Origin of the sequence: Dryocola clanedunensis (assembly GCF_038405435.1) — a bacterium.
In the GTDB taxonomy this organism is placed as follows: Bacteria; Pseudomonadota; Gammaproteobacteria; order Enterobacterales; family Enterobacteriaceae; genus Dryocola; species Dryocola clanedunensis_A.
In genome coordinates, this window is the sequence record NZ_JBBYHZ010000009.1 from 1 (window position 1) to 21,248 (window position 21,248).

Here is a 21,248-nt window from a genome sequence, read left to right on the forward strand (position 1 = left end):
AATAAACCTATGCCTTAGCCAGAAGTCAGGACATTTGTGTCTTGCAACAAAAAGGCCTTTTCTGCTTTGCGTTGACAGGTAAAGGGATCGAGACAATTTCAATAAATATAGTCACTTAATATAAAGAGAGTCTATATGAAAAAAGTCTTCCTGTTACTGTCCGCCCTGGCTTAGCGATGCGCTGGTCAGTGACTGCGGGAATATGATATTGCGGCGCTGCATAGCCAGTATCGGCGAAGGTTATTAACTCCTCGCGTGGGCCTTGCACCCACGCGTTTTGCTGGCAGGAAACTCACTTCTTATTCAGCATCGCCTTTAAATCGGCAAAAGGATTATAGGTCGCTTCGCCAACGTCCTTCTGGGCGTCTTCCCCGGCCACCACTCTTGAACCGTACTGATCGGCTTCGGTGTATTTCGAGTGCTCGTGATCGTGGCAGTACAGGCACAGCAGCTCCCAGTTGCTGCCGTCTTCCGGGTTGTTGGTGTGGTCGTGGTCCATATGGTGGACGGTCAGCTCGCGCAGGTTGGAGTAAACGAACTCGCGGGAGCAGCGCCCGCAGACCCACGGGAAGAGCTTCAGCGCTTTTTCGCGGTAGCCGCTTTCGAGGCGCGTATAGTTTTTAGGGATAATGGCCATGTCAGCACGTGTCCTGGAATAAAAGTTAGGGTATCTCCCGCCAGTGTCCGGCTAAATGCCCTCTTTATCAATCCCCAGGCGCTTCATGCGGGAAAGAAGCGTGGTGCGTTTCAGGCCTAAACGCTGCGCCGCACCGCGCGGGCCAGCCACCACGCCGTTGGTTTCTTTCAGCACGCGCAGAATGCGCTGCGCCTCATCTTCCCCTTCGCGCACTTCAGCGCTCGCCGCCAGCGGCACGGTTTTCTCTTCCGGCGGACGGTAATCCATTTCCGGCAGGGACAGGTGCAGCACGTTGCCCCGCGTCAGCAGCACGGCGCGCTCAATGACGTTTTCCAGCTCGCGTACGTTGCCCGGCCAGTCCATACGGGAGAGCGCGCGCAGCGTTTCGGCTGGAATGCTGTCGATGCTGCGGTTCATACGGTGGGCGATTTTAAAGGTGAAGGATTTCACCAGCAGCGGGATATCTTCCGGGCGTTCCCGCAGCGGCGGCAGGGTAATCGGGAAGACGTTCAGGCGATAGTAGAGGTCGCTGCGGAACTCGCGGTCCGCCACCATCTCTTTGAGATTGCGGTTGGTGGCGGCAATCAGCCGGACGTCCACCTGCTGGATTTTGTTGCTGCCCAGCCGCTCAAACTCCTGCTCCTGCAACACGCGCAGCAGCTTAGGCTGCAGCTCCAGCGGCATATCGCCCACTTCGTCAAGGAACAGCGAGCTTTTATCCGCCAGCTCAAAGCGCCCGATACGCTGGGTGTTGGCCCCGGTAAACGCGCCGCGCTCGTGGCCGAAGAGATCGCTTTCCAGCAGCCCGGCGGGCATCGCCGCGCAGTTAATTTTCACCATTCGGCGGCCGTTACGGTCGCTCAGGTTATGAATGGCCCGGGCTATCAGCTCTTTACCCGTGCCGGTTTCCCCGAGGATCAGCACCGTGCTGTCGCTTCTGGCGACCATCTCCACCTGCTTGAGCACGTTCGACATCACTTCGCTGCGGCCGATTATCTCGCCGAAGTCGCTGGCAACGTTGTTGATCTGCTCGGTGAGGTAGAGGTTCTCGTCCACCAGGTTCTCTTTTAAACGGTTGATCTCCTGATAGGCCAGCGCGTTATCTACCGCAATGGCGATACGTTCGGCTATCTGGCGCAGCAGCTTGAGGTTCGCCGGGGTGAACACGCCCGCCTCGCACTGCGCAAGCTTAAGCACCCCCAGCATATTATTGCCGAACTTCAGCGGCAGCAGGCACAGCGTCTGGATCTGGTTGCCCCACATCTCGAACAGCATGCGTTCATAGGGGGCCAGCTGGTCGCCCTGATGCAGGTTAAGCAGCAGCATTTCACCGCTTTTAAACACTCTTTCGGTGAGCGTGCCGGTTTCCGCGACGTCGCTCTGGTCGTGGATAGGCGACTGCTCGTCCACGTAATGCGTAGAGTAGATGGTCAGGCGATCTTTGCGGTTGCCGCGCAGCACGATGCTGATCGAATCGATCGAGAAGTAGTAGTGGATCTCCCTGGCGATTTCGCCAATTAGCTCGTCGAGATCTAACTTAGACAGCACGGCGTTGGTCACCGCCACCAGAATGCGGAAGTCGTCGCGCTCCCGGCACAGCAGGTTGTAGTCCTGGTTTGAGCTCAGGCGGGTCTGAATTTGCTCCGCCACCAGGCCGACGATCTGCGCCAGGGTATGCAGGCGCTCCAGCTCTTTGTCCGTCCAGCTGGCATCGCCGTTGCGGATAAACTCGCAGCCGCCGAAGATTCGTCCTTCCGCCGCCAGCGGCAGCAGGCAGTAGCGGCCAAACGGCGCGTACAGGTCAAGCGCCATCACCTGCGGCCAGGTCTCGCTGAACTCTTGCTGAGTACAAATAAGCGCTTCCGGGCGCGACAGCACCCGACGCACCGGGCCGTTCGCCAGCACCATTTCATCTTCGTAGTGCAGCCCGTGGCCCTGCTTGTCCATGCCATAAAACCCCACGCGCTGATGCATCGGGTGGTAAAGCAGCACGTTCACCCGGTCGGCAAGCGCCCCCTGTTTGACCAGCTGCGTCAGACAGTAAGCGAGGGCCGGGAGGTCGGGCTGTTGCAGCAGGGAACGCGTGATGTCGAATAACCCTTGCTGACCGAGATCGCTCATCGGTGTATATGGCATCTTTGTTTATCCAGAAGATGATGGCTGAAAGAAGTTCGTAGGGCGGATAAGCCTGCGCCATCCGCGAAATTAACGGCCCGGTGGATGACGCTTACGCTTATCCACCCTACAGCTGCCGCGTTCGTTGCGGCATTTGTATTATAAATATTGCTTAAGAATACTGGTTTGCGTCAACAAATGCGCGGGAGCGGCTCGGAATGCGGCAGGTCGAGCGTACGCTTTACGCCGTACAAGCCCGCAACGCGAACGCCTTTGCGTTCAACCACCTCACCAATCACCGCTGCATTTTGCCCCAGCGGATTCGCCTGTAAAGCGGCCAGAACGCTTTCTGCGGCGTGTCTCGCAACCGCGATAACAAGCTTGCCTTCATTAGCAAAATTTAACGCATCCAGGCCCAGCAGCTCGCAAACGCCGCGCACCGCCGGGTTCATCGGCAGCTGGCTTTCGGTAATTTCCATCCCGCAGCCGCTGGACGCGGCAAATTCGTGCAGGACGGCATTTACGCCGCCGCGCGTCGCGTCGCGTAAGGCTTTAACGCCTGGTATGTTCACCAGCGGCGCAATCAGCGGCGTCAGCACCGCGCAGTCGCTTTCGAGGTCGCCTTCCAGCCCTAGCGATTCGCGCAGGTTAAGAATAGTCGCTCCGTGGTCGCCCAGCGTTCCGCTGACGATCAGCACGTCACCGGCACTAATCTGCCGGGCGCCCCAGTTCAGACCTGCCGGGATAGCGCCAATCCCAGCCGTATTGATAAAAATCTTATCCGCCGCGCCGCGCTGCACCACTTTCGTGTCGCCGGTGACGACAGCGACACCCGCCGCCTTTGCCGTTGCCGCCATGCTTCCCACGACGCGTTCGAGCGTCTCTACCGGCAGCCCTTCCTCAAGGATAAAGCCGCAGGAGAGCCAGCGCGGCGTGGCGCCGCTGACCGCCACATCGTTCACCGTGCCGCAAACGGCAATTTTGCCGATATCCCCGCCGGGGAAGAACAGCGGATCGATAACGTAGCTGTCGGTGGAGAACGCCAGCCGGTCGCCGCTGGCGGTGAGTTCGGCCAGCGGCAGGCGGGCCTGATCTTCCTGCTCCGCCAGCCACGGGTTGTCAAACGCGCGCATAAAGAGGTCGGCGATGAGCTTTTGCATGGCCAGCCCGCCGCTGCCGTGGGCTAATTCGATGGTTTTCATAACTTTGCCTTTGTCGGATGACGCTTCGCTTATCCGACCTACGTTTGGTTTTAATTCGGGCTTAACTTTGCCTTTGTCGGATGGCGCTTTGCTTATCCGACCTACGTTTGGTGTTCATATTGAATGGGCTACGCGCGATACTGATACCACGCGGCGCAGGCCCCTTCGGAGGAGACCATCAGCGCGCCAAAGGCGTTCTGTGGATTGCAGGCTTCGCCGAACATCGGGCACTGGTGGGGCTTGCAGCGCCCGGTCAGCACGTCGCCGCAGCGCGCTCTCGGGTCGTCGTAGACCTGCTGTGGCGCGGGTCTGAAATGCTCCTCCGCGTCAAACTGCCGATACCCTTCCGTTAGCCGCACGCCGGATTCGCTAATCGTTCCCAGCCCGCGCCATTCCGAATCGCCCTGCACGGCAAACACTTCCGCTATCGCCTTCTGGGCAAGCAAATTCCCCTCGTCCGGCACCACGCGTTTGTACTGGTTGGCAACGCAACTACGCTGCGCGATTTTCTGCTCCACCAGCATCACCACGCCCTGCAATAAATCCAGCGGTTCAAAGCCCGCCACCACCAGCGGACGCTGATACCGCGTGGCGATAAAATCGTAGGCTTCAGTGCCAATCACCATGCTGACGTGGCCCGGCGCCAGAAACGCGTCGATGCCGTTATCCGGCTGTTCGAGCAGGCTGCGCAGGGTCGGGATCAGGGTGATGTGCTGGCAGAAGAAGTAAAAATTGTCGATGCCCTGCGCCTTCGCCTGCTGCAGCAGGATCGCCGAGGCGGGCATGGTGGTTTCAAAGCCCAGGCCGAAGAACACGACTTTGCGATCGGGATTTGCCTTCGCCAGCCCGAGCGCATCCAGCGGCGAGTAGACCACCCGCACATCCGCCCCGCGCGCTTTCGCCTGCATCAGCGAACCGTTTTTACCCGGCACGCGCATCGCATCGCCAAAGGTGCAGAAAATCACTTCTTTATGGCTGGCGATTTCAATACAGGTGTCGATGCGCCCCATCGGCAGCACGCAGACCGGGCAGCCGGGGCCGTGGATAAATTCGATATTTTCCGGCAGCAGCCGATCCAGCCCGAACTTAAAGATGGCGTGGGTATGGCCGCCGCAGACTTCCATAATGCGCAGTGGTCGCTCAGCGGTGTAGGCCAGCAGCGGAGCACGCTCACGCAGTACGTCAATCAGCTGCATCACCTTTTCCGGCGCGCGGTATTCATCGACAAAACGCATCAGCCGCGCTCCTCGCCGAACAGCAGGCCGCCCACGTCCGGCTCGACTTCGTACATGTTTTGCAGCGCATCCAGCGTGTCGCGGGCTTCGGCCTCGTCGATAATGCTCATCGCAAAGCCGACGTGGACCAGCACCCACTGGCCGATCTGCGCGTCGCCCACCAGCATAAGGTTCACGTCGCGCCTGATGCCGCAGACGTCCACTTTTGCGCTGCCATCGGGCAGACGCTCAACAATCTGGCCGGGAATGCCTATGCACATCGCTGCGCCTCCAGCCAGTCCAGCCACGGCTGCATGCCTTCGCCGCTGGTCGCCGAAACCAGCATGATTTCTATGTTCGGGTTTACCTGGCGGGCATAGTCGAGGCACTTCCCGACGTCGAATTGTAAGTACGGCAGCAGGTCGATTTTGTTAAGCAGCATCAGCGAGGCCGCCGCAAACATATGCGGATACTTCAGCGGCTTGTCTTCGCCTTCGGTGACCGACAGCACGGCGACCTTGTGACGCTCGCCAAGGTCGAAGCTCGCCGGGCAGACCAGGTTGCCGACGTTCTCGATAAACAGGATGCCGTTGCGTTCGAGCGGCAGGCGCTGCATGGCGTCGCGGATCATCTGCGCGTCAAGATGGCAGCCTTTGCCGGTGTTCACCTGGATGGCGGGCGTGCCGGTAGCGCGAATGCGGGCCGCGTCGTTCACGGTTTGCTGATCGCCTTCGATGACCGCGCACGGCACGTTGCCATGCAGGCGTTTTAAAGTTTCGGTCAGCAGAGTGGTTTTGCCGGAGCCGGGGCTTGAGACCAGGTTCAGCACCAGCTGCTGCTGCTTCGCAAACTGCTCACGGTTGTAGACGGCAAGCTGGTTGTTTTTATCCAGCACGTTGAGCTCAATTTCCAGCATGCGGCGCTGGGTCATGCCCGGCGCGTGGGTGCCAGCGGCCCCGTGCCCATAGTGCAGATCGCCCTGTTCATCGGCGGTTGGCGCGAACTTCACGCCGGTAATTTGCATGGCCGGACGGGATGCCGGTGCGAACGGCGCGCTGCGAAATCCGGAGTGCGGATTGCGTTCGTCGCCTTCTATATAGAGGTTGCCTTCGGCGCAACCGCAGGTGCTACACATGGTTTGTCTCCTCAACTTCCAGACGCTTGATCTGCACGCCGTCATCCGCCACTACGCGTAGGTTGCTGCCAGCACAAAGCGGGCAGCGCCGCACCAGCGAGGACAAAAGCTGAACGTGCTGCTGACAGTCGTGACACCAGCATTCGGCTTCCTGCTGGTGAATATGCAGCTCGCAGCCTTCGGCCACCGTTTCGCGGGCCACCAGCTCAAAGCAGAACTCGAGCGCGCTTTGCTCCACGCAGGAGAAAGCGCCCACTTCCAGCCAGACGCCGGTGACGCGGGTAACGCCGTGCTGAAGAGCCTGAGCTTCGATGAGTTCTATTGCGCGCTGGCAGAGGGTGATTTCGTGCATGTTGCCTCCGGGGTATCTGGCGGAGGTAATGCAAGGAGAGTGCCAGAATTTTTACCCTCACCCTGGAAGGGAGAAGGGATTACCGCTTTCTCCCTTGCCCCTCTGGGGAGAGGGCCGGGGTGCGGGGAATGTCAACGTCCGTCAAACGTGACGAAATGACATGTCATCGTCGCTCGCATTAACACCATTATCCTTTAAAAACATGTCTTTATAAAACTGGCACGAAACGTGCTCTGTGGGGGTAACAGTAAAAACAGAGTGACTTAAAAAATGAACATTTGGGAACTGAGCGAGAAAGCCGAATACATCGCCGACAAGCACCAGCGCCTGCTTGCGCAGTGGCAGCACTACGGCAACACCCTGATTCAGGGCATCACCCTCTCTAAAGCTAAGCTGCACCACGCCGTGGGCTGCAACCCGGACGACGACGTGCGCTTCTTCCTGTTTGACCACTTCGTCATTCACATCGCGCTGGCCGAAGGCTTCAACAGCCACACCATCGAATACTACGTCGAGAAGCGTGACGGCAGCGACAAGATCCTGATTGCACAGGCCATTCTCGACGACGATGGCCGCGTGGACGGCAGCATCAGCAACCGCAACCGTGAGCAGGTGCTGGAGCATTATCTGGAAAAAATCCGTCCGGTTTACGACAGCCTGTACCGCGCCGTGCATGACGACGCGCCGCTGTCGCTGCTGCCGCTCCAGCAAAAGGCGCTGGCGTGATCTCCGTTGAGTGTCGAAATACTGTCGAAATGGCAGTCGTCGGCACAGTTTCGTCAAAAATGATGAGGAAGAGTGGGTGAATCGTTTTGTCATCGCTGACTCAAAGCTCTGCATCGGCTGCCACACCTGTGAAGCCGCCTGCGCAGAGACGCACCGCCTGCATGGCCTACAGTCCATGCCGCGCCTGAAGGTCATGCGCAACGCCGCCGAATCGGCACCGCAGATGTGTCACCAGTGCGAAGACGCGCCCTGCGCCGGGGTTTGTCCGGCCAACGCCATTACCCGCGTCGAGGGCGCAGTCCAGCTCAATGAAAGCCTGTGCGTCAGCTGCAAGCTCTGCGGCATCGCCTGTCCGTTTGGCGCCATCGAATTTTCCGGCAGCCGCCCGATTCATATCCCGGCCAACGCCAACAGCCCGAAAGCCCCGCCTGCGCCGCCCGCTCCGGCTCGCGTCAGTACGCTGCTCGACTGGGTGCCGGGCGTCCGCGCCATCGCCGTGAAGTGCGATCTGTGCAGCTTCGACGCCGACGGCCCGGCCTGCGTGCGCACCTGCCCGACCAAAGCCCTGCGCGTGGTGGATAACAACGATATTGCCGCCTCCAGCAAGCGTAAACGCGAGCTGGCAATGGGGGCGTCGCTGGGCGATCTGACTCTGTTTACTCAACCCGGGGCGGAAAAATGAGTGCATTACTGTTGATTCACTGGGCGCTGCTGGGCTTTGCGGCGAGCGCCATACTGGCCGCCGTGACCAGCTTCCATAAGCCCTTGAGCGGGTTTATCGCCGGGTTCGGCGGCGCGATTAGCTCGGCGCTGACGCTGGCTGCTGGTTGCCAGGCGCTGACCGGCTTTAGCGGCGAGGCGCAAATCTGGCACTGGCAGCTTCAGCTCAACGCCTTTAACGGCATCTGGCTGCTCACCGTTGGCCTGTCCGGCCTGTTTATCTCGCTGTTTAATATCGACTGGCACCGCCACCGGACCGTGCGCGCCAACGGCTTTCTTCTCAACCTGGTGCTGGCCGCCGCGGTCGCCGCGCTGGTTGCGGATAACTTCGTGATGCTGGTGGCGATGGCGGAAATTGTCGCCCTGGCCGGCTACTTCCTGACCGGCTGCCAGAAATCCGGGCAGCTGTGGTTTGCGCTGGGCCGCCTCGGCACCGTGCTGCTGGCCGTCGCCTGCTGGCTGATGTGGAAACAGTACGGCACGCTGGATTTTGGCGAGCTGCACGGTTTGCTGAACGGCACGCAAATCAGCTCCGTCGTTTGGGTGCTCGCCCTGCTGGGCTTTGGCCTGCTGGCGGGCATTATCCCGCTGCACGGCTGGGTGCCGCAGGCGCACGCCAACGCTTCTGCGCCAGCCGCCGCGCTGTTCTCCGCCGTGGTGCTGAAAATCGGCCTTTACGGCATCATGAGCTTCTCGCTTATCAGCAACACCCTGCCGCTGTGGTGGGGCGTGGTGGTGGTTGTGCTCGGCATGATCACCGCTTTCATCGGCGGCCTGTACGCGCTGATGGAGCACAATATCAACCGCCTGCTGGCTTACCACACGCTGGAAAATATCGGCATTATTCTGCTCGGCCTCGGCTGCGGCCTGATGGGGCTGGCGCTGCATAACCCGGCTATCGCCGCGCTCGGCTTCATCGGCGGGCTGTACCACCTAATCAACCACAGCCTGTTCAAAACGACGCTGTTCTTGGGCGCGGGCGCGGTCTGGTTCCGCACCGGGCATCTGGATATCGAAAAGCTCGGCGGGATTGGCAGGCGCATGCCGCTGATTTCCATCGCCATGCTGGTTGGCCTGATGGCGATGGCCGCCCTGCCGCCGCTGAACGGCTTTGCCGGTGAGTGGCTGATTTACCAGTCGTTCTTCAGGCTGGGCACCCTGCCGCTGTTTATCACCCGCTTTATCGGGCCGCTGCTGGCCGTAGGGCTGGCGATTACCGGCGCGCTGGCGGTGATGTGCATGGCGAAGGTCTATGGCGTCACTTTCCTGGGCGCGCCGCGTACTCCGGAAGCGGAAAACGCAACCTCCGCGCCGTGGCTGATGAACCTCAGCGTTGCCGCGCTGGCGCTGTGCTGCGTGGCCGGAGGCGTGGCCGCACCCTGGTTTATCCCGCTGCTGCAACATGCTATTCCGCTGCCTCTGCAAACGGCGAATACCACCGTTTCACAGCCGATGATCACGCTGCTGCTGATTGCCTGCCCGCTGCTGCCGTTCATTCTGATGGTGGTGTTTCGCGGCGACCGCCTGCCAAACCGTTCTCGCGGCACGGCCTGGGTCTGCGGCTACGACCACGAACAGGCAATGGTCATCACCGCCGGCGGTTTTGCACAGCCGGTGAAAGCCGCCTTTGCCCCGCTTATCAGGCTGCGCAAAACGCTGAACCCGGTGAAATGGCTGCCCGGCTGGCAGTGCGACCGCCTCGCCAGAACGTTCCGCAACCTGGCCTTTATCGAGCTGGCCGTGCTGCTGGTTGCGGCTGTCGCTTAAGGAGCTGAGATGAATACCTTTTTCTTTCCGTTAGTTCAGGCGCTGGTGCTGTTTGCCATTGCGCCGCTGCTGTCCGGCATCACCCGCGTCACCCGCGCCCGCATGCATAACCGCCGTGGGCCAGGGGTGTTTCAGGAATACCGCGATCTCTTCAAGCTGTTCAGCCGCCAGAGCGTGGCCCCCGCCGCATCCGGCTGGGTGTTCCGCCTGATGCCGTTTGTGATGGTGGGCGTGATGCTGACCATCGCCACCGCGCTGCCGGTGGTGACCGTCTGGTCGCCGCTGCCCGCGCTGGGCGATCTCATTACGCTTATCTACCTGTTCGCCATCGCCCGCTTCTTCTTCGCCATTGCCGGGCTGGATACCGGCAGCCCGTTCACCGCCATCGGCGCGAGCCGTGAGGCGATGCTGGGCGTGCTGGTCGAGCCGATTCTGCTGCTCGGCCTGTGGGTCGCGGCACAGGTGGCAGGCAGCACCCACATCAGCAATATCACCTCGACGATTTACCACTGGCCCGTCGCGCAAAGCCTGACGCTGGTGCTGGCCTTTGCCGCCTGCGCCTTCGCCACCTTTATCGAAATGGGCAAGCTGCCGTTCGACCTGGCCGAAGCGGAGCAGGAGCTGCAGGAAGGCCCGCTGACCGAATACAGCGGCGCCGGTTTTGCGGTGCTGAAGTGGGGCATCTCCCTCAAGCAGCTCGTGGTGCTGCAAATGTTTGTCGGCGTGTTCCTGCCGTGGGGCCAGATGACCACCTTTAGCTGGATTGACCTGATTATCGCCCTGCTGCTAGCGGCGCTGAAGCTGTTCGCGGGCGTAATGATTATCGCGCTGTTCGAAAACAGCATGGCGCGCCTGCGCATGCTGGAAACCTCGCGCATTACCTGGGCCGGTTTTGGCTTTGCCTTTTTAGCCTTCGTCTCCTTGCTGGCGGCGTGATTAAGAGAATCTCACATGTCTGAAGAAAAGATTGGCCAACATTATCTCGCCGCGCTGCACAAGCAGTTCCCCCATGCGGTTATCGACGAGGCGTGGCAGACCAAAGATCAAATCACCGTAAACGTGAAGCTGAATATGCTGCCGGAAGTGGTGGAGTGGCTCTATTACAACCAGGGCGGCTGGCTCTCCGTGCTGTTCGGCAACGACGAACGCCAGCTGTGCGGCAGCTACGCGGTTTACTACGTGCTGTCGATGGAATCCGGCGTGAAGTGCTGGATCACCGTGCGCGTGGAGGTGGATGCCGATAAGCCGGAATTCCCGTCCGTAACGCCGCGCGTGCCTGCCGCCGTATGGGGCGAGCGCGAAGTGCGTGATATGTACGGCCTGCAGCCTGTGGGCCTGCCGGACGAGCGCCGTCTGGTGCTGCCGGACGACTGGCCGGACGATCTCTATCCGCTGCGCAAAGACAGCATGGACTACCGCCAGCGCCCGGCCCCGACCACGGACCAGGAAACCTACGAGTTCATCAACGAGCTGGGCAGCAAAAAGAACAACGTGGTGCCGATTGGCCCGCTGCACGTCACTTCTGACGAACCGGGCCACTTCCGCCTGTTCGTCGACGGCGAGAACATCATCGACGCCGATTACCGCCTGTTCTACGTCCACCGCGGCATGGAAAAGCTGGCGGAAACCCGCATGGGCTACAACGAAGTCACCTTCCTGTCCGACCGCGTGTGCGGCATCTGCGGCTTCGCCCACAGCACGGCGTACACCACGTCGGTAGAAAACGCGATGGGCATCGTGGTGCCGGAGCGCGCCCAGATGATCCGCGCCATTCTGCTGGAGGTGGAGCGTCTGCACAGCCACCTGCTGAACCTCGGCCTCGCCTGCCACTTCGTCGGCTTCGACTCCGGCTTTATGCAGTTCTTCCGCGTGCGCGAGATGTCGATGAAGATGGCGGAGATCCTCACCGGCGCGCGTAAAACCTACGGCCTGAACCTGATCGGCGGGATTCGCCGCGATCTGCTCAAGGACGACATGATCCAGACCCGCCAGCTCGCCCAGCAGATGCGCCGGGAAGTGAAAGACCTGGTGGATATTCTGCTCAGCACGCCAAACATCGAGCAGCGTACCGTAGGCATTGGCCGCCTCGACCCACAGATCGCCCGAGACTTCAGCAACGTAGGTCCGATGGTGCGCGCCAGCGGCCACGCCCGCGACACCCGCGCCGACCACCCGTTTGTGGGCTACGGCCTGCTGCCGATGGAAGTGCACAGCCTGGACGGCTGCGACGTGCTGTCGCGCCTGAAAGTCCGCATCAACGAGGTTTACACCGCGCTGAACATGATCGACTTCGGGCTGGATAACCTGCCGGGCGGCCCGCTTGCCGTAGAGGGCTTCACGTATATTCCGAACCGCTTTGCGCTGGGCTTCTCCGAGGCGCCGCGCGGCGACGATATCCACTGGAGCATGACCGGCGACAACCAGAAGCTCTACCGCTGGCGCTGCCGTGCGGCGACCTACGCCAACTGGCCAACCCTGCGCTACATGCTGCGCGGCAATACCGTTTCGGACGCGCCGCTGATCATCGGCAGCCTCGATCCTTGCTACTCCTGCACCGACCGCATGACGGTGGTGGACGTGCGCAAGCGCAAAACCCAGGTGGTGCCGTACAAAGAGCTGGAGCGCTACAGCATTGAACGCACCAATTCGCCGCTGAAATGATTTTGCTGCCTTCTTTCCCATTTTTGTCGGGTGGCGCGGTGCTTACCCGACCTACAAAACAGCCGGAACGTAGGTCGGATAAGCGTTGCGCCATCCGACACGACAAAAGGTGGAAGGCACAACCAAGGAACGTCCATGTTTAAGTTCATCAAAAAAGCCATTAAGGGCGGCGTGGCCACCGAGTCTTACCCGCTGCAGCCGATAGCCGTGGATGCGAATTTTCGCGGCAAGCCGGAGCACAACCCGCAGCAGTGCATCGGCTGCGCGGCGTGCGTTAACGCCTGCCCGTCCAACGCCCTGAGCGTGGAAACCGATCTGGTTAACGGACAGCTGGCCTGGCGCTTCAACCTCGGGCGCTGCATCTTCTGCGCACGCTGCGAAGAGGTCTGCCCAACCGCCGCCATCACCCTTTCCCAGCAGTACGAGCTGGCGGTGTGGAACAAAGCCGATTTCCTGCAGCAGGCGCGCTTCGACATCTGCAACTGCCGGGAATGCGGCAGGCCGTACGCGGTGCAAAAAGAGATTGATTACGCCATCGCGCTGCTTAAGCACAACGGTGACGAACGTGCCGAAGCGCACCGCGCCTCGTTTGAAACCTGCCCGGAGTGCAAGCGCCAGCAAAGCCTGACGTCGGCAGACCAGATTAACTTTAGCCGCCAGATGAGAGAGGCCAGCTAATGAGCAATTTATTAGGCCCACGCGACCACAACGGCATGCCGGTGCCGATGACGGTGGACGAATCCATCGCCAGCATGAAGGCGTCGCTGCTGAAAAACATCAGGCGTTCCGCGTATGTTTATCGCGTGGACTGCGGCGGCTGCAACGGCTGCGAAATTGAAATTTTCGCGACGCTTTCGCCGCTTTTCGACGCAGAACGTTTCGGAATCAAAGTGGTTCCGTCACCTCGCCACGCGGATATTCTGCTGTTCACCGGGGCCGTGACCCGCGCCATGCGCTCCCCTGCGCTGCGCGCCTGGGAATCCGCGCCTGACCCGAAAATCTGCATCTCTTACGGCGCCTGCGGCAACAGCGGCGGCATCTTCCACGACCTGTACTGCGTCTGGGGCGGCACCGACAAAATCGTGCCGGTGGACGTTTATATTCCGGGCTGCCCACCGACGCCTGCCGCAACGCTGTACGGTTTTGCGATGGCGCTCGGCCTGCTGGAGCAGAAAATCCACGCCCGCGACGCCAGCGAGCTCGACGCGCAGCCCGCGCAGATCCTGCATCCGGATATGGTGCAGCCGCTGCGCGTGCGCATCGACCGCGAAGCTCGCCGCCTGGCGGGCTACCGCTATGGCCGCCAGATTGCCGACAGCTATATGAACAACCTCACCGCAGGCGGCGACGCCGTGCAGCAGTGGCTGGCGAAAGAGGCCGACCCGCGCCTCAACGAAATTGTCGCCAATCTGGAAAGCCTGGTGCAGCAGGAGCGCGCGTGATGAGCGAATCGGTGGTGTTCTGTCAGCTCAGCCGCAAGTTTGTCGATGAGAACGACAACACTCCGGCCGACGCGCAGCAGGTGGTCTATTACAGCCTGGCCATTGGCCACCATCTGGGCGTAATCGACTGCCTGAAAGAGAACCTGGTCTGTCCGTTTGACGACTACCGGGCGTGGATTGCCACGCTCGAAGAGGGCGGCGAAGCGCGGCGGAAAATGGAAGGCGTGCCGCGCTATGGCGAAATCGTTATCGATCAAAGCCACGTCGTTTTACTTGCCAGAGCCTTAGACGCGGCGAAGCCCACCCAGACCCCGGCGCAGCAGCGCTGGAGCCAGGCGCTGCTCGATATGCTGCAGGCCATTCAACTTGAACCCGCCATCTACCTGATGGTCCGGAGGCGTTATGACTAATGTTTTACTTTGTGTCGGCAACAGCATGATGGGCGACGACGGCGCGGGCCCGCTGCTGGCGGAGCTGTGCCTGGCTACGCCGCAGGGCGACTGGGTGGTTATCGACGGCGGCACCGCGCCGGAAAATGACGTGGTGGCAATCCGGGAGCTGCGCCCGCAGCGCCTGCTGATCGTCGACGCCACGGACATGGGGCTGAATCCCGGAGAAATCCGCCTCGTCAACCCGGACGATATCGCCGAGATGTTCATGATGACCACCCACAACATGCCGCTGAACTACCTGGTCGATCAGCTGAAGGATGACATCGGCGAGGTGATCTTCCTGGGCATTCAGCCGGATATCGTCGGCTTCTACTACCCGATGACCGACGCGGTAAAAGAGGCCGTGAACACGGTCTACCAGCGCCTGGCAAACTGGCAGGGAGAAGGCGGATTCGAAAGGCTGGAAGTCCCGGTATTCGTTTAATTTTTTGTGGCTAGCCGGTGGATGACGCTTCGCTTATCCACCCTACGATCCGCACGAGTTGTGCGTCGGATAAACGAAGCGTCATCCGGCAACCACTCCCTGTCATTTCCGCAAAATGACATCGTCATAAGTGTCGATGTCACTGTCTTCTTTTCCCCATCCCAATAAAAATCTTTAAATAACAGTCAATTAAAACCTGGCACGCTTTATGTATAGCAAAGCCCACGATAACTCACCCACCCGGGGGCTTTGATGAACCGTTTCATCATTACCGATTCGAGCAAATGTATTGGCTGCCGCACCTGCGAAGTGGCCTGCGTCGTGTCCCACCAGCAGGATCAGGATTGCGCGACCATAACGCCACAGGCCTTCCTGCCGCGCATTCACGTCATTAAGGGCGTGAACGTTTCTACCGCCATGATGTGCCGCCAGTGTGAAGACGCGCCCTGCGCCAACGTCTGTCCTAACGGGGCCATCAGCCGCGAGCACGGTTTTGTGAACGTGATGCAGGAACGCTGCATCGGCTGCAAAACCTGCGTGGTCGCCTGCCCCTATGGCGCGATGGAGGTCGTCGTGCGTCCGGTTGTCCGCAACAGCGGCGCGGGCCTGAACGTGATGGCCGAAAAGGCCGAGGCCAACAAGTGCGACCTTTGCCACCACCAGGAAACCGGCCCGGCCTGTATTGCGGCCTGTCCGACCAACGCCATTATCTGCGTTGACCGCAACAAGCTTGAGCAGATGAGCGCTGAAAAGCGTCGTCGCGCCGCGCTTGATGCCAGCACATCCCTGCTTTTCTAAACTCGTGAATTTCAACTTTTAACAGGTCTGTTACTGATGAAAAAAATTACCAGCGTCTGCCCATACTGCGGCGCGGGCTGCAAGCTCAAGCTCGTTGTCAATAAAAACAAAATTGTCCGCGCCGAGGCCGCCCCAGGCGTCACCAACCAGAACGAACTCTGCCTGAAGGGCTATTACGGCTGGGATTTCCTGAATGACACTAAGCTGCTGACTCCGCGCCTGACCCAGCCGATGATCCGCTACGAAAAAGGCGGCAAGCTTCAGCCGGTAAGCTGGGAGGAGGCGATTAGCTACACCGCTAAACGCCTGAAGGCCATCAAAGAGCAGTACGGCCCGCGCGCCATCATGACCACCGGGTCGTCTCGCGGGACGGGCAACGAAACCAACTATGTGATGCAGAAATTCGCTCGCGGCGTGCTGAAAACCAATAACGTGGACTGCTGCGCGCGCGTCTGCCACGGGCCATCCGTAGCGGGTTTGCAGGTGACGCTGGGCAACGGCGCGATGAGCAACTCCATCGGCGACATCGAAAAATCGAAATGCCTGCTGGTGTTTGGCTACAACTGTGCCGATTCACACCCGATCGTGGCGCGAAGAGTCATTAAAGCGAAGGAAAACGGCGCGAAGATTATCGTCTGCGATCCGCGTCGTATCGAAACCGCCCGCATAGCCGATCAGCACCTCCAGCTGAAAAACGGCTGCAATATGGCGCTGGTTAACGCCTTTGCCCACGTGCTGCTGGAGGAGAATCTTTACGATAAAGAGTACGTGGCGAAGCATACCGAAGGGCTGGATGCCTACCGGGAAATCGTTAAAGGCTACGCGCCTGAAGACGTCGAGCATCTGACCGGCGTGCCCGCGCAGCAGGTGCGGCAGGCAATGCGCACCTTCGCCGCCGCGCCTTCCGCCACCATCATGTGGGGCATGGGCGTCACGCAGTTTGGCCAGGCGGTGGACGTGGTAAAAGGGCTGTCCAGCCTCGCGCTGCTGACCGGCAACCTGGGCCGTGAAAACGTCGGCGTCGGCCCGGTTCGCGGGCAGAACAACGTGCAGGGCGCGTGCGATATGGGCGTGCTGCCCAACCAGTTCCCCGGCTATCAGGACGTGGAGGACCCGCAGGTAAGAGCAAAATTCGCCGATGCCTGGGGCGTTAACGCGGACGATATGGACGATAAGGTCGGCGTACGCATCACCGAGGTGCCGCACCTGGCGCTGGAGGGCAAAATCAAAGCCTATTACATCATGGGTGAAGATCCGCTCCAGACGGAAGCGGACCTCGGCCTGGTGCGCAGCGGCTTCGAGGCGCTCGACTTCGTGGTGGTGCAGGACATCTTTATGACCAAAACCGCCGAAGTCGCCGACGTACTGCTGCCCGCCACCTCCTGGGGCGAGCACGGCGGCGTCTTTACCTGCGCCGACCGCGGCTTCCAGCGCTTTGAGAAGGCCATCGAGCCGAAATACAACGTTAAGCGCGACTGGGAAATCATCAGCCTGATCGCCAGCGAAATGGGCTACCCGATGCATTACGACAGCAACCAGCAGATCTGGGACGAGATGCGCGAGCTGTGCCCGCTGTTCTACGGCGTCACCTACGAAAAAATGGGCGACATGGGCCACGTGCAGTGGCCGTGCCCGACGCTCGACCATCCCGGCACGCCTTATCTCTATAAAGACAGCAGGTTCGACACCCCAACCGGCAAAGGCCAGCTGTTTGCCGCGCCTTGGCGCGCGCCTGCGGAAGTGCCGGATGCGGACTATCCGCTGGTGCTCTGTACCGTACGCGAAGTGGGCCATTACTCCTGCCGTTCCATGACCGGCAACTGCGCCGCCCTGCAAACCCTGGCGGACGAGCCCGGCTTCGTGCAGATGCACCCGGAAGACGCGACACGGCTGGGCATTAAAAACCAGCAGCTGGTGTGGGTCAGCTCGCGCCGCGGCAAAGTTATCAGCCGGGCGGACGTCAGCGAGCGCATCAACAAAGGCTCGGTGTATATGACCTACCAGTGGTGGATCGGCGCCTGCAACGAGCTGACGCAGGACAACCTGGATCCGGTATCCAAAACGCCGGAAACCAAATACTGCGCGGTAAACGTCAGCGGCATTGCCGACCAGCAGTGGGCAGAAAGCTACGCGCAGACGACCTACAGCGAGATGAAGGCGCGGCTGCGGCAGGCGGTGGAAGCCAGCGCTTAAAACGGTGGATGACGCTTCGCTTATCCCTCCTACAACCCGTAGGTCGGATAAGCGCCAGCGCCATCCGGCAATTTTTTAATTTGTGGAAGAGATTTTGGAATTTAACGGCGTAATCCTGCGTATTCGCGGCAAAGTCCAGGGCGTTGGCTTCCGGCCCTTCGTCTGGCAGCTTGCCCAGCGGCTTAACCTCTGCGGCGACGTCTGTAATGACGGTGCCGGGGTAGTCGTACGCCTGGCCACGGGTGTCGACGAGTTTATTGCCGGGCTGCACGCCCACTGCCCGCCGCTGGCCCGCATCGACGCCGTCGAACAAAGCGCAATGGTCTGGGATACGCTGCCTGCGGGTTTCACCATCCGCCAGAGCGACGGCTGCGCGATGGACACGCAGATTGTGCCGGACGCGGCGACCTGCCCGGAATGCCTGCGCGAGCTTAACGATCCGGCGGAGCGTCGATACCGCTATCCGTTTATTAACTGCACCCACTGCGGCCCGCGTTTCACCATTATCCACGGCATGCCTTATGACCGCCCGAAAACGGTGATGGCAGGCTTCCCGCTCTGTCCGGAGTGCGAAAAAGAGTACCGGGATCCGGCGGACCGCCGCTTCCACGCCCAGCCCGTTGCCTGCCCCGACTGCGGGCCGCAGATTAGCTGGCAGGCCGGTAAGCTGCATCTGGAGCGCGAGCCTGCGCTGCTCGCCGCCGTTATGGCGCTGAAGGCCGGAAAAATTGTCGCTATCAAGGGCCTCGGCGGCTTTCATCTGGCGGTAGACGCCCGCAACGATGCCGCCGTGGCACGCCTGCGCGAGCGCAAACGCCGTCCGGGTAAACCGCTGGCGGTGATAGTGCCGCAGGCAACGCCGTTACCTGACGAAGTCCGCTCGCAGCTCGACACGCCCGCGGCCCCGATTGTCCTGATGGACAAAACCCTGCTGCGCGGCCTGAGCGACGGCATCGCCCCGCACCTCACGGAAATCGGCGTGATGCTGCCGTCCAGCCCGCTACAGCACCTGCTGATGCAGGACTTCGGCGCGCCGCTGGTGATGACCTCCGGCAATCTGAACGGCAAGCCTCCCGCCCTGACCAACGAACAGGCGCTCTGCGATCTCGCCGGGATAGCCGACGGCTGGCTGCTGCACAATCGCGATATCGTGCAGCGCATGGATGATTCCGTTATCCGGGCCAGCGGAGAGATGCTGCGCCGCGCCCGTGGCTTCGTGCCGGACGCCCTGCCGCTGCCGCCTGGCTTTATTGATCTGCCGCCGATTCTGGCCACGGGCGCGGACATGAAAAATACCTTCTGCCTGCTGCGTGGAAATCAGGCCGTGCTTAGCCAGCATCTGGGAGATTTGTCGGAGGAAGGCGTTGAGGAGCAGTGGCTGCGGGCGCGTAAGCTGATGTGCGAGGCCTACGACTTTACGCCGCAGCATATCGCAACCGACGCCCACCCCGGCTACCGCAGCGCCCTGCTGGGACGCGAAATGGGGCTGCCCGTCAGTGAAGTCCTGCATCATCACGCCCACGCCGCTGCCTGCCTTGCGGAGCACGCGTGGCCGCTGGACGGCGGCGAGGTAATTGCCCTGACGCTCGACGGCATCGGCTTCGGCGAAAATAACGAGCTGTGGGGCGGCGAATGCCTGCGGGTCAGCTATCAGCGCTGTGAGCGCCTGGGCGGGCTGCCAGCGGTGGCGCTGCCGGGCGGCGATCTTGCCGCGCATCAGCCGTGGCGCAACCTCCTCGCCCATTGTCTGGCCTATGTGCCGGACTGGCGACAGCGTTCCGAAACCGCCGCCGTTCGTCAGCAGGCGTGGCAGCCGCTCTCCAGAGCGGTTGGACGCAGAATCAACTCGCCGCTGGCCTCTTCGGCGGGACGGCTGTTCGATGCCGCCGCCTGCGCGCTGAACTGTGCGCCGGAGGTGCAAAGCTATGAAGGGGAAGCGGCCTGCCGTTTTGAAGCCCTGGCGGCTCAAAGCCTCTCCTGCACGCATCCGGTCACTCTGCCGCTGAAGGACGGCCAGCCCGACCTGCGGACTTTCTGGCGGCAGTGGCTGGCCTGGCATGAACCTGCCCCGGCCCGCGCCTGGGCATTCCACGATGCGCTGGCTAAAGGCTTTGCCGATCTGGCGAGGCTGCACGCGGAGCGGCTGCGTATCACGACGATTGTTTTCAGCGGTGGCGTCCTGCATAACCGCCTGATGCGCGAGCGGTTTGCGCACCATCTCGCAGATTTCACTCTGCTTTTCCCGACACGGTTGCCCGCGGGCGACGGTGCCCTTTCTCTGGGGCAGGCTGTTGTTGTGGCCTCCCGTCTGTTAACTGCATCAAAAGGATAACAAGATGTTTGTACGAGTTTTGCGAGACAACCCACGAGCCGCCGTCCTGCTGGCGGGGCTGGTCGTCGCTAACCTTGCCGCCTGGGCCTGGGCGCTGGTTTCGTTTCATCACAGCACGGCGCTGATGGCGGCAAGCCTGCTTGCCTGGTGCTACGGCCTGCGCCACGCCGTGGACGCAGACCATATCGCGGCGATTGATAACGTGACCCGCAAAATGATGCAGCAGGGAAAACGCCCGTTTGGCATCGGGGCCTGGTTCTCGCTGGGCCACTCGAGCATCGTGATTCTGGCCTCCATCGCCATAGCCGCCACCGCCGCGGCGTTCCAGAGCAGGATGGGCTGGTTCCATGACGTGGGCGGCGTGATTGGCACGGCGGTCTCCGCCTGCTTCCTGCTGGCGATGGCGCTGGTGAACCTGGTTATTTTACGCGGCGTCTGGCGCAGCTTCCGCCAGCTGAAAAACGGCGAGCCGCAGACGGTGGACGCGACCGATTTTAACGGCGGCGGCGTCATGAGCTGGCTGTTCCGCTCCATTTTCCGCCTGATCGGCAAAAGCTGGCATATGTATTTTGTCGGCTTCCTGTTTGGCTTAGGCTTTGATACCGCAACGGAAATTGGCGTGCTGGGCATCTCCGCCGCCAGCGCGTCGAGCGGTATGTCCATCTGGTCGATTCTGGTCTTCCCGGCGCTGTTTGCCAGCGGCATGGCGCTGGTCGATACGCTCGATAACGTGATTATGGTTGGCGCCTACGGCTGGGCGTTTAACAAACCGCAGCGCAAGCTCTACTACAACATGACCATCACCGGCACTTCGGTGGTCGTGGCACTGTTTATCGGCGGCCTGGAGGCGCTGGGGCTGCTGGCGGATAAGTTCGATCTGAATACGGGTGCCTGGCAGTGGGTCATCGCCCTGAACGAAAACCTCGGCAACGCGGGCTTTGTGGTCGTCGGGCTGTTTATCGCCTGCTGGGGAATTTCGATGCTCAACTACCGCTGGAAGGGGTACGACTCTTTGGTCGTGCGCTAAAACTTTGGTGGATGACGCTGGCGCTTATCCACCCTACAAATGCTTTGGTTG

20 protein-coding genes are annotated in these 21,248 nt (G+C 60.9%); 13 read left to right on the forward strand and 7 right to left on the reverse strand.

The window, feature by feature from the left end; all coding sequences use genetic code 11:
* Positions 1-292: 292 nt before the first annotated feature.
* The 7 genes from yajD to hypA all read right to left on the reverse strand — a co-directional run bounded on the left by yajD (position 293) and on the right by hypA (position 6,655).
* On the reverse strand, positions 293-637 hold the full coding sequence (gene yajD, locus AAE045_RS17270) for an HNH nuclease YajD (protein ID WP_202308346.1): 345 nt from the start codon (positions 635-637) through the stop codon (positions 293-295).
* Positions 638-688: 51 nt separating this feature from the next.
* Entirely contained in the window at positions 689-2,773 is a 2,085-nt protein-coding gene (gene flhA, locus AAE045_RS17275; RefSeq protein WP_455548784.1) for a formate hydrogenlyase transcriptional activator FlhA, read from the reverse strand.
* Positions 2,774-2,943: 170 nt separating this feature from the next.
* On the reverse strand, positions 2,944-3,954 hold the full coding sequence (hypE, locus tag AAE045_RS17280; protein WP_455548785.1) for a hydrogenase expression/formation protein HypE: 1,011 nt from the start codon (positions 3,952-3,954) through the stop codon (positions 2,944-2,946).
* A gap of 128 nt (positions 3,955-4,082) precedes the next feature.
* Positions 4,083-5,189 carry a hydrogenase formation protein HypD gene (gene hypD / locus AAE045_RS17285; protein ID WP_455548786.1) on the reverse strand — a complete coding sequence of 369 codons (1,107 nt, stop codon included), beginning with the start codon at positions 5,187-5,189 and terminating at the stop codon, positions 4,083-4,085.
* Positions 5,189-5,449 carry a HypC/HybG/HupF family hydrogenase formation chaperone gene (locus tag AAE045_RS17290; protein WP_271127554.1) on the reverse strand — a complete coding sequence of 87 codons (261 nt, stop codon included), beginning with the start codon at positions 5,447-5,449 and terminating at the stop codon, positions 5,189-5,191. Before AAE045_RS17290 ends, hypD begins: the two co-directional genes overlap by 1 nt.
* Positions 5,440-6,303 (reverse strand): hydrogenase nickel incorporation protein HypB, encoded by an 864-nt coding sequence (gene hypB / locus AAE045_RS17295; RefSeq protein ID WP_455548787.1) that lies wholly within the window; start codon positions 6,301-6,303, stop codon positions 5,440-5,442. The genes AAE045_RS17290 and hypB overlap by 10 nt, the downstream gene beginning before the upstream one ends.
* The gene (gene hypA / locus AAE045_RS17300; RefSeq protein WP_271132264.1) at positions 6,296-6,655 is read right to left on the reverse strand and encodes a hydrogenase maturation nickel metallochaperone HypA; all 360 of its coding nucleotides are present in this window, start codon (positions 6,653-6,655) and stop codon (positions 6,296-6,298) included. Before hypA ends, hypB begins: the two co-directional genes overlap by 8 nt.
* 270 nt (positions 6,656-6,925) lie before the next feature.
* Here hypA and hycA point away from each other — a divergent pair, with 270 nt between their 5' ends.
* The 13 genes from hycA (at position 6,926) to AAE045_RS17365 (ending at position 21,197) form a co-directional block, all read left to right on the forward strand.
* Positions 6,926-7,381, forward strand: a complete 456-nt coding sequence (gene hycA, locus AAE045_RS17305; protein ID WP_455548788.1) for a formate hydrogenlyase regulator HycA — start codon at positions 6,926-6,928, stop codon at positions 7,379-7,381.
* A 76-nt stretch (positions 7,382-7,457) separates the two neighbouring features.
* Positions 7,458-8,063: a 4Fe-4S dicluster domain-containing protein gene (locus AAE045_RS17310; RefSeq protein WP_455548789.1), complete on the forward strand. Its 606-nt coding sequence runs from the start codon at positions 7,458-7,460 to the stop codon at positions 8,061-8,063.
* Entirely contained in the window at positions 8,060-9,868 is a 1,809-nt protein-coding gene (hycC, locus tag AAE045_RS17315; protein ID WP_455548790.1) for a formate hydrogenlyase subunit 3, read from the forward strand. The genes AAE045_RS17310 and hycC overlap by 4 nt, the downstream gene beginning before the upstream one ends.
* A gap of 9 nt (positions 9,869-9,877) precedes the next feature.
* Entirely contained in the window at positions 9,878-10,804 is a 927-nt protein-coding gene (locus AAE045_RS17320; RefSeq protein ID WP_455548791.1) for a respiratory chain complex I subunit 1 family protein, read from the forward strand.
* Positions 10,805-10,819: 15 nt separating this feature from the next.
* Complete coding sequence (locus AAE045_RS17325) at positions 10,820-12,529, forward strand: hydrogenase large subunit (protein WP_455548792.1); 1,710 nt, start codon at positions 10,820-10,822, stop codon at positions 12,527-12,529.
* A 135-nt stretch (positions 12,530-12,664) separates the two neighbouring features.
* The gene (locus AAE045_RS17330; RefSeq protein ID WP_202305685.1) at positions 12,665-13,207 is read left to right on the forward strand and encodes a formate hydrogenlyase complex iron-sulfur subunit; all 543 of its coding nucleotides are present in this window, start codon (positions 12,665-12,667) and stop codon (positions 13,205-13,207) included.
* The gene (locus AAE045_RS17335) at positions 13,207-13,971 is read left to right on the forward strand and encodes an NADH-quinone oxidoreductase subunit B family protein (RefSeq protein WP_455548793.1); all 765 of its coding nucleotides are present in this window, start codon (positions 13,207-13,209) and stop codon (positions 13,969-13,971) included. The genes AAE045_RS17330 and AAE045_RS17335 overlap by 1 nt, the downstream gene beginning before the upstream one ends.
* Positions 13,971-14,381 (forward strand): formate hydrogenlyase maturation HycH family protein, encoded by a 411-nt coding sequence (locus tag AAE045_RS17340; protein ID WP_202305695.1) that lies wholly within the window; start codon positions 13,971-13,973, stop codon positions 14,379-14,381. Before AAE045_RS17335 ends, AAE045_RS17340 begins: the two co-directional genes overlap by 1 nt.
* On the forward strand, positions 14,374-14,847 hold the full coding sequence (hycI, locus tag AAE045_RS17345) for a hydrogenase maturation peptidase HycI (protein ID WP_455548794.1): 474 nt from the start codon (positions 14,374-14,376) through the stop codon (positions 14,845-14,847). The genes AAE045_RS17340 and hycI overlap by 8 nt, the downstream gene beginning before the upstream one ends.
* Before the next feature lie 252 nt (positions 14,848-15,099).
* On the forward strand, positions 15,100-15,645 hold the full coding sequence (gene hydN, locus AAE045_RS17350; RefSeq protein WP_202305672.1) for an electron transport protein HydN: 546 nt from the start codon (positions 15,100-15,102) through the stop codon (positions 15,643-15,645).
* Positions 15,646-15,681: 36 nt separating this feature from the next.
* Positions 15,682-17,838 (forward strand): formate dehydrogenase subunit alpha, encoded by a 2,157-nt coding sequence (fdhF, locus tag AAE045_RS17355; protein WP_455548795.1) that lies wholly within the window; start codon positions 15,682-15,684, stop codon positions 17,836-17,838.
* 94 nt (positions 17,839-17,932) lie between these two features.
* The gene (gene hypF, locus AAE045_RS17360) at positions 17,933-20,170 is read left to right on the forward strand and encodes a carbamoyltransferase HypF (protein ID WP_455548796.1); all 2,238 of its coding nucleotides are present in this window, start codon (positions 17,933-17,935) and stop codon (positions 20,168-20,170) included.
* Positions 20,171-20,174: 4 nt separating this feature from the next.
* Positions 20,175-21,197 (forward strand): HoxN/HupN/NixA family nickel/cobalt transporter, encoded by a 1,023-nt coding sequence (locus tag AAE045_RS17365; protein WP_455548797.1) that lies wholly within the window; start codon positions 20,175-20,177, stop codon positions 21,195-21,197.
* Positions 21,198-21,248 lie beyond the last annotated feature (51 nt).